Annotated in this window: 10 protein-coding genes; 5 read left to right on the forward strand and 5 right to left on the reverse strand. The window is 52.9% G+C overall.

What is annotated here, in order from left to right:
* Positions 1-313: 313 nt before the first annotated feature.
* The 3 genes from NY07_RS07085 to NY07_RS07095 all read right to left on the reverse strand — a co-directional run bounded on the left by NY07_RS07085 (position 314) and on the right by NY07_RS07095 (position 4,617).
* Positions 314-1,066 (reverse strand): phosphoadenylyl-sulfate reductase, encoded by a 753-nt coding sequence (locus NY07_RS07085; RefSeq protein WP_232479494.1) that lies wholly within the window; start codon positions 1,064-1,066, stop codon positions 314-316.
* Positions 1,059-2,756, reverse strand: a complete 1,698-nt coding sequence (gene cysI, locus NY07_RS07090; RefSeq protein ID WP_033538657.1) for an assimilatory sulfite reductase (NADPH) hemoprotein subunit — start codon at positions 2,754-2,756, stop codon at positions 1,059-1,061. Before cysI ends, NY07_RS07085 begins: the two co-directional genes overlap by 8 nt.
* 79 nt (positions 2,757-2,835) lie before the next feature.
* A complete protein-coding gene (locus tag NY07_RS07095) occupies positions 2,836-4,617 on the reverse strand; it encodes an assimilatory sulfite reductase (NADPH) flavoprotein subunit (RefSeq protein ID WP_033538658.1) in 1,782 nt (593 codons plus the stop codon).
* 333 nt (positions 4,618-4,950) lie between these two features.
* On the opposite strand from NY07_RS07095, the gene NY07_RS07100 reads away from it, so the two are divergent.
* The 4 genes from NY07_RS07100 (at position 4,951) to NY07_RS07115 (ending at position 8,334) form a co-directional block, all read left to right on the forward strand.
* Complete coding sequence (locus NY07_RS07100; protein WP_033538659.1) at positions 4,951-6,120, forward strand: Re/Si-specific NAD(P)(+) transhydrogenase subunit alpha; 1,170 nt, start codon at positions 4,951-4,953, stop codon at positions 6,118-6,120.
* Positions 6,120-6,395: an NAD(P) transhydrogenase subunit alpha gene (locus NY07_RS07105; protein WP_033538660.1), complete on the forward strand. Its 276-nt coding sequence runs from the start codon at positions 6,120-6,122 to the stop codon at positions 6,393-6,395. Before NY07_RS07100 ends, NY07_RS07105 begins: the two co-directional genes overlap by 1 nt.
* A 6-nt stretch (positions 6,396-6,401) precedes the next feature.
* Positions 6,402-7,784, forward strand: coding sequence for an NAD(P)(+) transhydrogenase (Re/Si-specific) subunit beta (locus NY07_RS07110; RefSeq protein WP_033538661.1), 1,383 nt, complete (start codon positions 6,402-6,404; stop codon positions 7,782-7,784).
* A 265-nt stretch (positions 7,785-8,049) separates the two neighbouring features.
* A complete protein-coding gene (locus tag NY07_RS07115) occupies positions 8,050-8,334 on the forward strand; it encodes a hypothetical protein (RefSeq protein WP_052125547.1) in 285 nt (94 codons plus the stop codon).
* Between the two features lie 115 nt (positions 8,335-8,449).
* Here the strand turns inward: NY07_RS07115 and NY07_RS07120 are convergent, their stop codons facing one another.
* Together NY07_RS07120 and hldE are read right to left on the reverse strand one after the other, a co-directional pair.
* A complete protein-coding gene (locus NY07_RS07120) occupies positions 8,450-9,286 on the reverse strand; it encodes a hypothetical protein (RefSeq protein WP_033538662.1) in 837 nt (278 codons plus the stop codon).
* Complete coding sequence (hldE, locus tag NY07_RS07125; RefSeq protein WP_033538663.1) at positions 9,283-10,713, reverse strand: bifunctional D-glycero-beta-D-manno-heptose-7-phosphate kinase/D-glycero-beta-D-manno-heptose 1-phosphate adenylyltransferase HldE; 1,431 nt, start codon at positions 10,711-10,713, stop codon at positions 9,283-9,285. The genes NY07_RS07120 and hldE overlap by 4 nt, the downstream gene beginning before the upstream one ends.
* 105 nt (positions 10,714-10,818) lie before the next feature.
* On the opposite strand from hldE, the gene NY07_RS07130 reads away from it, so the two are divergent.
* Positions 10,819-11,745, forward strand: a complete 927-nt coding sequence (locus NY07_RS07130; protein WP_033538664.1) for an LpxL/LpxP family Kdo(2)-lipid IV(A) lauroyl/palmitoleoyl acyltransferase — start codon at positions 10,819-10,821, stop codon at positions 11,743-11,745.
* The last annotated feature ends 168 nt before the right edge of the window (positions 11,746-11,913 follow it).

An 11,913-nucleotide genomic window follows, 5' to 3' on the forward strand; every position in this document is an offset into this window, starting at 1 on the left:
GCGGCTTTCCCCGGAAAGCCGCGATGAACCTATTAATTAGCATGCGCCAGCAGACCAATCAAACATCTAGCTCTCTCTAAGCGAGTTGGGTTTCGAGCTGTCGGCGGCTCTGTCTGTCGCTTCAAAGAGGAAGATAAAGCGACTGGATCCAAATCAGATCCGATACAGACAACAATTCAAAACCATCTACGGGAACTTACAACTATAGATCAAAATAAAAATCTGTGCATAAGCCTGTGCAAAAAAAGTGTACAAATCAAAATAAAGTATTAATAAATCATACGACTATCAGTCATTAAATTTACCATCTGCGTCAAATTTCGTAGTGCAGACCACACTCACGCTTGAGACCGTTGAAGCGAGTCTCCTCCTCCGTCATGCCCAGTTCCAGTGGGCGGCTGGAATGGGTATCGCCCACCGACACATAGCCTTGCTCCCACAGGGGATGATAGGGCAAATCGTGCTTGGTGAGATACTCATGCACATCCTTGTTGCTCCACTCCAGGATCGGCAGCAGCTTGTAACGATCGCCATGGATCGCCAGTATCGGCAGTTCCTCGCGCGTACTGGACTGCGCGCGGCGAAGGCCGGCAAACCAGGTCCCGACGCCCAACTCCTTGAGCGCAGTTTGCATTGGATTAACCTTGTTAAGGCGATTGTACTGCTCCAGGCCATCGAGCCCCTGCTCCCACAGGCGACCGAAACGGGCTTCCTGCCAGGCGCTGGTCATAGGCGCGCGGTACACCTTAAGATTGAGCTTGAGTCGCTCGGTCAGCTCATCGATAAACTGATAGGTCTCCGGAAACAGATAGCCAGTGTCCGTCAGGATCACCGGGATATCCTGCTGCACCTGAGTGACCAGATGCAGCATCACGGCGCCCTGAATACCAAAGCTCGACGACAGCGCATGGGTGCCCGGCAAATAAGCCAAGCCCCAGATCACCCGCTCGGCAGGCGTGAGTCCCGCCAGGAAGGCGTTGACTCGGGCCAGCTCTGCATCCTGCTCCGCCTTAGGTGCGCTCAGTAATGCTTGTAGCGCCTGGGCAGAGATCACTGAATTATCCATGGAAATCCTTAGCGGCATCGATTACCGCCTTCACCACGCCGACACGCACGGTGAAGTTACCAAAGGTTTCGCCAGCTTCACGCTCTTTGACGTAGCGGGCAAACAGTTCATCCAGTGCGGCCAGAATCTCGGCTTCCTGAATGTTCTCGCGATAGAGTTTGTTCAGGCGTGTCCCCTCGAAACTCGCGCCCAAATAGAGGTTGTAGCGACCCGGCGCCTTACCCACCAGGCCTATCTCGGCGGCAAATGGACGCGCACAGCCGTTAGGGCAACCAGTCATACGGATCACTATCGGCTGCTCCAGGAAACCATGCTTCTCCTGCAGCGCCTCGACCTTGGTCATGAAGTCCGGGAAGTAACGCTCAGCCTCAGCCATCGCCAAAGCACAGGTCGGCAGTGCCACACAGGCAATAGAGTGACCGCGGGTTGGGCTGATCAACGTCCCCATCAGGCCATGACTGCGAGCGATCGCCTCTATCTGCGCCTTATCTTCTTCCGCCACACCGGCGACGATGATGTTCTGGTTAGCTGTCATGCGGAAATCACCTTTATGTACCAAAGCGATTTCACGCAGGCCGGTTTGCAGTGGCTGTCCAGGCAGATCTTTAATACGGCCCCCCTCGATAAACAGAGTCAGATGCCACTGATTATCCACGCCCTTGATCCAGCCGTAACGATCGCCGCGATCGCCGATCACCACCTCACGCTTAGGCTCAAATTTTACCCCGGCGCGCAGCTCTACTTCTGCCTTAAAGGCCTCAAAACCGTGTTTCACTATGGTGTACTTAAGACGCGACTGTTTACGATCCGAGCGGTTACCCCAATCACGCTGCACCTTAAGCACGGCCTCGGCAAATTTAAGGCAGTCTTCGGCCTTGATGAAACCAAAGTCATCCCCCAGACGCGGGAAGGTAGCGACTTCACCATGGGTCGAGCCCATGCCGCCGCCAGCCACCATATTAAAACCTACCAACTCACCGTCTTCGGCCACGGCGATGAAGCCTAGGTCGTTGGTGTAGACATCTACATCGTTATCCGGCGGCACGGCCACAGCCATCTTGAACTTACGCGGCAGATAGGTCTTGCCATAGACAGGCTCTACCTCTTCGCTCTCGCTCACTGCCACCTTGTCGTCACCCAGCCAGATCTCGGCGTAGGCCTTGGTGCGCGGCAGGTAGTTGTCCGACAGCTTCTTGGCCCAGTAGTAGGCCTGCTGATGCAGCTTAGACTCTACCGGGTTAGGGTTACACATCACGTTACGGTTCACGTCGCCACAGGCGGCGATAGAGTCAAGCGCTTCTCTGTCCAGATCCTGGATCAGCGTCTTAAGGTTACGCTTAGGGATACCGTGATACTGGAAGGTCTGACGGGTTGTCAGACGAATACTGTTTGAGCTGGTCAGGGTCGAGGCAATCTTGTCCACCCCTAACCACTGCTTAGGCGTACAGACACCACCGGCCACACGGGCACGTAGCATAAAGCTATAGAGAGGCTCCAGCTTCTGTTCTTTACGCTCGTTACGCAGATCGCGATCGTCCTGCTGATAGAAACCGTGGAACTTGATCAGCTGCTGATCCGCGTCGTTGAAGGCACCGGTCAGCGAGGTATCTAACCCCTCTTCGATAGTGCCACGCAAGTAGTTACTGTCGGTCTTAAGATACTCGTTTACTGATAATTTCTGATCGCTCATGGCTACTGCCTTATCCTATTGATTGCACCGGCATGGCCCATGCAAATGAATCTGTTGGCGCCATAGGCGCCTGTCTCAATTAATAAACGTCTTTCTGGTAACGTTTCTCGCTGCGCAGCGTCTCGAGCAAGGCCTCGGCCTCCTCCGTGCTCTTACCACCATGCTCACCAATCACCTCCACCAGCGCCTGGTGAACATCTTTGGCCATACGCTCGGCGTCGCCGCAGATATAGAGATGCGCGCCGCGCTCTATCCACTGCCACAGCTCTGCACCGCGCTCTTTGATGCGGTGTTGCACATAGATCTTGTGCTCCTGATCCCGTGAGAAGGCCGAATCTAGACGGGTCAGCACACCCTCTTTAAGGTACTGCTGCCACTCAGTCTGATAGAGGAAATCCTGTTCGAAGTGCGGATTACCAAAGAAGAGCCAGCTATCCCCCTGGGCACCTTGGGCAGCGCGCTCCTGCATGAAGGCACGAAACGGAGCGACACCTGTGCCAGGGCCTATCATGACCACTGGCGTGTCGGTGTTTTCCGGCAGACGGAAGTGGTTGTTTGGCTCAACATAAACCTTCACCTCGCAACCCTCTTCGGCACTCGCTAAAAAGTGGGATGCGCCGCCAAAACGAGTGCCTGAGTCGCGCTCATCTGCCACCAAGGCAACCGTCAGGTGCACCTCGCTCTCCACCTCAGACTGGCTAGAGGCGATCGAGTAGAGTCTTGGGGTGATTGGACGCAGCAGCTCAACCAGTTGGAAGGCGGTGATATCCACAGGATACTTGGCCACTAAATCTGCCAGCTGATGATTCAGCACAAACTGGCGAGTCTGCTCTCTGTCTTCGCTGATCGCCTGCAGATCACTGTTACCGCTTAACTGGGCCCAGTTTTGTACCAAACCAGGATAAAGCTGGGTCAGCTCGCGCTTCTCTTTTAGCGCCTGAGCCAAACTCAACGTCTCTTCACCCAGAGTGACCTCAGTCTCGCCATCCAGTGACAAGCCCTGGATGATCTCAGTCACTAGTGCGTCGCTGTTGCTAAACCAGACCCCAAGGGCATCGCCCACCTGATAGTTAAGGCCAGACTCACCCAGATCTATCTCCACATGGCGCACATCACGATCCGAGTCGCGTCCCGTTAGCTTCTGGCTCGTCAGTAGCTCGGCACTGTAGGGTTTCTGCTTACTGTACCTTGAGCTGGCCACGCTAGTGACATTGCCAATAGAGACCACACTGGCACCAGCTGAAATAAATGGTTTAACCTCAGTTAACACTTGTTCCTGCCACTTTTCTGCCGCCGACTCATAGTCAACATCACACTCGGTGAGCGGCACGATCGCCTTGGCACCCAAGGCACTGAGGCGCTGATCGAAATCTTTACCCGTTTGGCAGAAAAACTCGTAACTGGAATCGCCAAGAGCCAATACTGAGTAGTGCAGGTTATCTAACTTAGGTGCGCGCTTAGAGGCCAAAAACTTATGCAGCTCGATAGCATCATCCGGCGCCTCACCTTCACCATGGGTACTGACCACGGCAAGCAATAGGGTTTCCTGTTTAAGCTGACGCACCTTGTAGTCAGCCATCGAAGCCAGGTTGACCGCATAGCCTTGAGCCTGAGCCTTCTCGGCCAGCGCAGTGGCAACACCTCGACCGTTCCCCGTCTGACTGCCGTATAAAATGGTAATGGTCTGCTCACTTTCTTGCTGTGCAGCAGGGGCATTACCGCTTAACTCTGCGGTTGCCGCAAGATAGCCACCCACCCAGGCGAGTTGTACGGCATTTAGTTCAGCGGTGAGTTGCTTAAGCTTATCCACCTGCGTCGCAGATAGAGGAGAAGCCAATGATTGAAGCTCTTTTAACAGCATGGAAGACGGCCCTATAACAGTGTAATGAACCTAGCTTAGTGGCTTAATAGAAAAGCAAAAAAGAATAAAATCTAATTTTTAATTCGTTTTTGGAATATGCAAAGGTTATAATTTGAGCTACAAAAGTGAGAGTGGTGAGCGATATTTGCTTAAGGTGTGCCCTTAACCACAGAATTTGAAATGAAATTTTGTGGACTAGCGCAAACTTTTTGCTCCGACCAGTGCATGAGCGCTGATTATGAATAATTCGCGCTTGTGTCTAAATTCAGACTCGCCACAATAGCGAGCCAATAATTCAAAACGACGTCTGTCCCCAACTATAGAGGTTTCTCAGTGAAACTAGGTCTACCTAAAGAGAGCCATGCCGACGAAAAACGCGTTGCGTTGATCCCGGCAAATGTGACTCGGTTAATCAAAAAAAACCTCCAAATTCTCGTGGAAAGCGGAGCCGGACTCGCTGCAGGATTCAGCGATCAGGAATATCAAGAAGCGGGTGCTAGCATCACCGATAGAGCGGAAGCACTCGGTGCCGATATCATCACCCTGGTCAACCTAAAGGGCGAGCAATTCGATGAGATCAAGGCAAAGGCAAAGCCTGAACAGCTGTTTATCGGCATGATGGATCCCCTGACGCACCCCGAAAATGCCGCTACGCTGGCCGAAACAGGCACCAGCGCTCTGGCACTGGAACTGGTTCCCAGAATCACTCGCGCCCAAAGCATGGATATCCTCTCCTCCATGGCCACCATCGCCGGTTACAAGGCGGTGTTGCTTGCGGCCCATCAGGCGCCGCGCATGTTCCCCATGATGATGACAGCCGCAGGCACACTTAAGCCCGCACGCGCCTTTATCATGGGTGTCGGGGTTGCCGGCTTGCAGGCCTGTGCCACCGCCAAACGTCTTGGCGCCGTGGTGGAAGCCTATGACATTCGCCCGGCGGCACGGGAACAGATCCTCTCGGTCGGTGCTAAGCCAGTAGAGCTGGACCTGGAAACCGAAAATACCGAAACCAAAGGGGGGTACGCGGCCGAGCAGAGCGACGACTTTATCAAGCGCCAGCAACAGGCAATGGCCAATGTGCTCGCCCAGCAAGATATCGTTATCACTACCGCCGCAATTCCTGGTCGTAAGGCACCAGTGTTGATCACCGAGGCCATGGTTGATGCCATGAAGCCAGGCACAATCATCGTCGATCTAGCGGCCGAAACCGGTGGTAACTGCGAACTGACCCAACTGGACGAAACTGTTATTCATAATGGCGTCACCATTCTTGGCCCGTCAAATGTGCCGGGAAGCGCGGCGACCCACGCCAGCCAGATGTATGGCACCAACATAGAAAATCTGCTCAAGCTCATTGTCGATGATGAGGGGCAGTTACAGCTCGATTTCGAAGATGAGATTGTGCGCGACACAGTGGTTGCCCATCAGGGTGAAGTGGTTAACGCCAGATTGCGTGACCTGTTAGCACTGCCGCCACTGGCGGCAACAGAGGAGGCTCAATAATGGAGATCTTATTACTACTCACCCTGTTTGTGGTGGCGGTCTTTCTTGGGGTTGAGCTGATCACTAAGGTCCCCCCTACGCTGCACACCCCGCTCATGTCAGGCTCTAACGCCATCTCGGGAATCTCCCTGGTGGGTGCGCTCCTGTCAGCCGGTTCTGGCGCGGGAATTTGGGTCAATGTGCTGGGCTTTATCGCCGTGGTCTTGGCCACTATTAACGTCGTCGGTGGCTACATGGTCACCAACCGTATGCTAGCCATGTTTAAAAGGAAATAAGCCAACATGAGTATGACGATTATCTATCTCGCCTACCTTGTGGCTGCGAGTCTGTTTATTTTAGGGATCAAGGGGCTGACCAAGCCTCGTACCGCCGTGCGCGGCAACCAGCTGTCGGCCCTCGGCATGTTTATCGCCGTTGTCGTTACTCTGCTGGACAAGAATATCTTAAGTTATGAGTGGATCATTGCCGGTATCTTACTGGGTGGCTCTATAGGCGCCGTGATGGCGACCAAGATCCAGGTCACTGCCATGCCGCAGATGGTGGCGCTACTCAACGGCTTCGGCGGCGGTGCTTCGCTATTTATCGCCCTGGCGAGCTTCCTCGATCCTGGCTCGGCGACCCATGTTGTAGCGCTGATCTCTATCGGCCTGACGGTACTGATTGGTTCTGTGACCCTGTCGGGCTCTTTCGTGGCTTTCGCTAAGTTACAGGAGCTTATTTCGGGTAACCCTATTCGGGTTCCAGGCAACAAGTTCATCAACGCCACTCTGCTGCTCGCAGCGCTGGCACTCGCCGTTGGCCTAGTGCTAGAGCCAACGAATACCGGACTGATCTATGGTCTGGTAGCCGTCTCACTGCTATTAGGACTCTTCCTAGTGGTGCCTATCGGCGGCGCCGATATGCCAGTGGTTATCGCACTGCTTAACTCCTACTCGGGGATTGCGGCGGCCACCACAGGTTTCATCACAGGCAACACTGTGCTGATCGTCTCAGGCTCTTTAGTTGGCGCCTCGGGGATCATCCTGACGCAGATCATGTGTAAGGCGATGAACCGTTCACTGTTTAACGTACTCTTTGGCGTCATGGCCGAAGGCGGTGAAACCGTAGATGCCGATGAGGTGTATGCGGGTAAGGTTACTTCCTCTTCGCCTGAAGAGGTGGCCATGCTACTTGAAACCGCCGAGCGTGTGGTGATCGTTCCTGGCTATGGCCTGGCGATGGCACAAGCCCAGCATGCGGTACGTGAGCTGGCCTCTGTACTGGAAGCGCGCGGTGCCCAGGTGCTGTATGCCATACATCCAGTGGCGGGTCGTATGCCCGGCCATATGAACGTGCTACTAGCCGAAGCCGAAGTACCTTACGAGCAACTTATCGAGATGGATGAGATCAATCCTCAGTTTGAGCAGACAGATGTCGCCATCGTCATCGGAGCCAACGACGTCACCAACCCTATGGCCCGTGAAGACAAGGGAAGCCCTATCTATGGCATGCCTATCCTCAATGTCGATAAGGCGCGCACTGTGGTCGTAGTTAAGCGCTCACTGAGCCCAGGCTTTGCCGGTCTACCTAACCCACTCTTTGCCAAAGATAACACCCTCATGCTGTTTGGTGATGGTAAGAAGGCGATTGTGGATCTGACTCAATCGCTTAAAGAAGCCGATTAAGGTATCAAGGAGTCAAAAAGGCCGCATGACGGCCTTTTTTATTGGGTAAAGAAAATAAAATTAGATAAATCTTATTGATTCGATAGCAGTTTACTTTTACAGCTAAAAATCCTGCACCGTGAGATGGAAAGTTATCTAAACATTTCGACTATACTTAAGCTGTGGGGCCGCGTTTTGGCTAAGTGAATCACTTGCATAATGAGTTCACATCTGATTATATAATCACCATATGCTCATGTTAGCGTTTCCTAAAGAGGCTTTGAAAATGCAAACTCAAGTGCTAAATAATGGACTGCTATCTTTCGATGATAGACGCGTTTCTCAGGCTCACGCTAACGAACATTGGGATAGGTTGACGACGGCGCAGCGATTCGCCTTCTACACCTTAGCGAAACTTGGCTACCAGCTACTCTTTGTCAGACAGACACCCACAATGAGTACTGCCATCGCCAAGCAGGAAGATCAACTCGCGACCATAGACGATGATGGAGATATCGACTTTAATCCCGATATCGTTTTGCGTGAACGACGTCCACCTCGAAAGCAATAATGAAAAAGGAGCCCTAGGCTCCTTTTTTACTGCTCAACGTTTTACTAACCAACTTGTTGCTGACCAACTTGTGACAGCTTCAGCTTGCCGTTTATCTGGTCGCCCCAGGTATAAGTTACTCACCTTGCATCGACTGCTGAATCAACCACTGCTCCGCCGCAGGCTCGCCCATCATATGACGTATGGTTGGGCGAATAAACTCCCCCATTTTAGGCCGACGCCAAAACATATATTGCGGTAAATTGTGCATTGTGCCCGCACCAAAGACACGTTGAATCAGACTGGCAAACTCGTCGAGCTCCGGCTGTTCATATTGAACCAACTCAGGGTAAATGGCATCGATGAGGCTATCGAAATCGTCAAACTGCCCCAGCGCCTGCCAAGTGTAGCGCGCCAGTAGTTGCGACAACATGGGTGGTGACCAATGAGAAATGGCCGTCACACTCTCAAATACCTCTAGATTACGTCTATGGTATTGCTGCCAGGCAAGCGTCTCACTCTGCCCAGCCCGGGCCAGAGACCAAAGCAGATAAAAGTCAGCCAACCATTCGTGTTGATAGGGGCTCAGCTTATCAGTTTGCAAGTAAACCGAGCTTGAACGACTCACCGCCAAATGTCCTAGCTCGTGGGCCAAGGTCATCTGATAGCCCTGAGCAATCGGCAAAACATAGACCTGACCATTCCAGAGCGCCGAATAAGCGCTAGGTATCCGCTCCTTGGCCAACAATACCAAACCTGTCACTTGAGGGTGCGACAAGGGTTTGACCATGGCACCGCGCCGCCCCATCTGCTTTAGCAAGAGTTGAGGATCGCCTGGCAGTTGAACTCTGGCCTTAGGCGGAAGCTCGGCCAGACAGTCGGTTATCTGAGACGTTTGACACACCAATGCCTGGCCAGAGGGCATAGGCGCCCAAAACCAAGCACTGGCAATCAGAAACGTCTCAAGGATCACTGCTTAGCCATGATGTTTTCTATGATGGCCGTGGTAGAGACACCGTCTTCGAAGCCTAGAACTTCAACGCTGCCTCCGGCTGCAATCACCTCTTTTCCACCAGCGATATCTTCGACATTATAGTCGCCGCCCTTCACCAGCTTGCTTGGCAATAGCCGTGAGATGATGCGCTGCGGTGTATCTTCACTAAAGGGCACAACCCAATCCACCGAAGCGAGTCCTGCCAGCACCGCCATGCGGCGCTCCAACTTATTAACCGGGCGACCATCGCCCTTAAGACGCTTCACCGATTCATCGCTGTTAACGGCCACGATAAGCCTGTCCCCTAGCGCTTTCGCCTGCTGCAAGTAACTCACATGCCCGGCATGCAGAATGTCGAAACAGCCATTGGTCATCACCACCCGTTCGCCCTTAAGCTTTGCCTCTTCGAGGGCATAGGCCAATTGATCTTCACTGACGACGCCATAACCACTCTCACCATGACTGAGATTCAGCGCGGCAATAAGTTCGATGCGGCTCACGGTAGAGGTACCTAGTTTACCCACCACAATGCCTGCGGCTGTGTTGGCCAGGGCACAGGCGACTGGTAGCTCACAGTCTACCGCTAACGAGGTGGCTAGGGTCGAGATCACCGTGTCACCGGCGCCGGTGACGTCATAAACTTCTCGGGCGACGGTGGGAATATGAAGCTCGGGGGCATCTCTAGTGATCAGTGTCATCCCTTTCTCTGAGCGCGTCACCAGTAGCGCCTCAAAATCGAAATCGGCTAACAATTGCTTGGCCTTTGCCACCAGATCCGCTTCATCCTGAACTTTACCGACCACCTGCTCAAACTCACTCATGTTGGGAGTTAGCAGGCTGGCGCCGCGATAGCGTGAAAAGTCACTCCCCTTAGGGTCCACCAGCACCTTAACCCCTTTCGCCTTCGCCTTCGCAATAAAGGCTTCAGACTTATCGATAGCACCCTTGGCGTAGTCGGACAACACCACCACGGCTACGCTGTCGAGTTCAGCTTCGACACCAGCCAGCAGCGCCTGACTCTGCTCGGCCGGATAGGCCTCTTCAAAATCGAGACGGATCAGCTGCTGATTACGGGACATCACTCTGAGCTTAGTGATGGTTGGTAGGTTAGCCACTCTGTGCCACTTAGGCACAACGCCTAGCGCCTCAACCCCCTGCGTCAGTGCTGTAGCAGTTTCATCCTCGCCCACTATGCCTGCAAGGCGCACCTGACCGCCTAAGGTGGCGATATTCAAAGCAACGTTTGCCGCACCGCCGGGTCTGTCTTCAATTTGATTCACTCTTACCACGGGCACTGGCGCCTCAGGCGAAATACGCCCCGTCGGGCCGCTCCAGTATCTGTCTAACATCACATCACCGACGACCAGAACTTTAGCTTTTTCAAAAGCAGGCAGAGAAATCTTCATATGGCACTTATCTTTTTGCGAAAATTAATCCCTGATTATACCTAATTTTCTACACAAATTGAGTTAGAATAAGCAGTAATTTTTGTTAACCCCGTAGAGTCAGCCGTGGTCGAAAACGCACAATTCTCCTCACAATTTTTTCATCCAAAATACTGGTTAATCTGGTTCGGGGTTGCCCTGATGCGACTGACACAGCTGCTTCCCTTGCGGGCACAGATGACACTGGGAAAAGGCATAGGTCGACTGGCGATGAAACTTGCAGGCAGCCGCGTCAATACTGCCAAACGCAATATCGAGCTTTGCTTTCCCAAGATGAGTCAGGCGGAACAAGAACAGCTGCTGACGCAAAATTTTGAAGAAACAGGCAAAGCTATTTTCGATATCGCCAATGCCTGGTGGTGGAATGATGAGAAAGTTCAACGCCACATGACGATAAAAGGGCGAGAACATGTCGAAAGCACACTGGCAGCCGGTCAGGGGGTGATCCTGTTTGCGGTGCACTGCCTACCACTTGAGATGGGGGCACGCATCCTGGGTCAATTTCAGCCAGGCGTTGGGGTCTACCGTCCCCACAATAATCCACTGATGGAATACCTTCAGGTCAAGGGGCGCCTGCGCTCTAACAAAGGGTTAGTACACAAGCGAGATATCAGACAGATGGTGCGCAGCCTGAGAAACCCAAATGTGGTCTGGTATACCGCCGATCAGGATTTTGGTCGCTCCAGCGCCGTCTTTATCCCCTTCTTCGCTGTACCAGATGCGGCAACCATCACGGGCGCCACCACACTAGCTAAACTGGGTAAGGCTAAGGTGATGCCTTTTGTCGTAGTACGCAACCCAGATGACAAGGGCTACACCATAGAGATCCAAGCGCCACTAGAGGATTTCCCCGGCGAAAATGAGGTCGAGGATGCCAAGCGCGGTAACCGCATCATAGAGTCCATCATCTCGTGCAGTCCGGCGCAATATATGTGGCTACACAGACGCTTTAAAACACGTCCCAATAAAGACGATCCCTCGCTTTATCGCTAAGCCTGCCGTGTTTATCTCCCAAAGGCCAGCCCTCGGGCTGGCTTGATAACGTCCACTAAACTGCTCAAAAAGTATCAAATCGACACCCATATATAACAATTGTCAATATGACAAGCAGTGTCATTTTTACACTTAATGATGATTGTCATAATGACAAATTAATAAGAC

The sequence above is a fragment of the Shewanella sp. ECSMB14101 genome, assembly GCF_000773485.1.
In the GTDB taxonomy this organism is placed as follows: domain Bacteria; phylum Pseudomonadota; class Gammaproteobacteria; order Enterobacterales; family Shewanellaceae; genus Shewanella; species Shewanella marisflavi.

Excerpts from the sequence above, each read along its gene's own strand:
- NY07_RS07085 (WP_232479494.1), bottom strand. The coding sequence starts at position 1,066 with ATGGATAATTCAGTGATCTCTGCCCAGGCGCTACAAGCATTACTGAGC.
- cysI (WP_033538657.1), bottom strand. The coding sequence starts at position 2,756 with ATGAGCGATCAGAAATTATCAGTAAACGAGTATCTTAAGACCGACAGT.
- NY07_RS07095 (WP_033538658.1), bottom strand. The coding sequence starts at position 4,617 with ATGCTGTTAAAAGAGCTTCAATCATTGGCTTCTCCTCTATCTGCGACG.
- NY07_RS07105 (WP_033538660.1), top strand. The coding sequence starts at position 6,120 with ATGGAGATCTTATTACTACTCACCCTGTTTGTGGTGGCGGTCTTTCTT.
- NY07_RS07110 (WP_033538661.1), top strand. The coding sequence starts at position 6,402 with ATGAGTATGACGATTATCTATCTCGCCTACCTTGTGGCTGCGAGTCTG.
- NY07_RS07115 (WP_052125547.1), top strand. The coding sequence starts at position 8,050 with ATGCAAACTCAAGTGCTAAATAATGGACTGCTATCTTTCGATGATAGA.
- hldE (WP_033538663.1), bottom strand. The coding sequence starts at position 10,713 with ATGAAGATTTCTCTGCCTGCTTTTGAAAAAGCTAAAGTTCTGGTCGTC.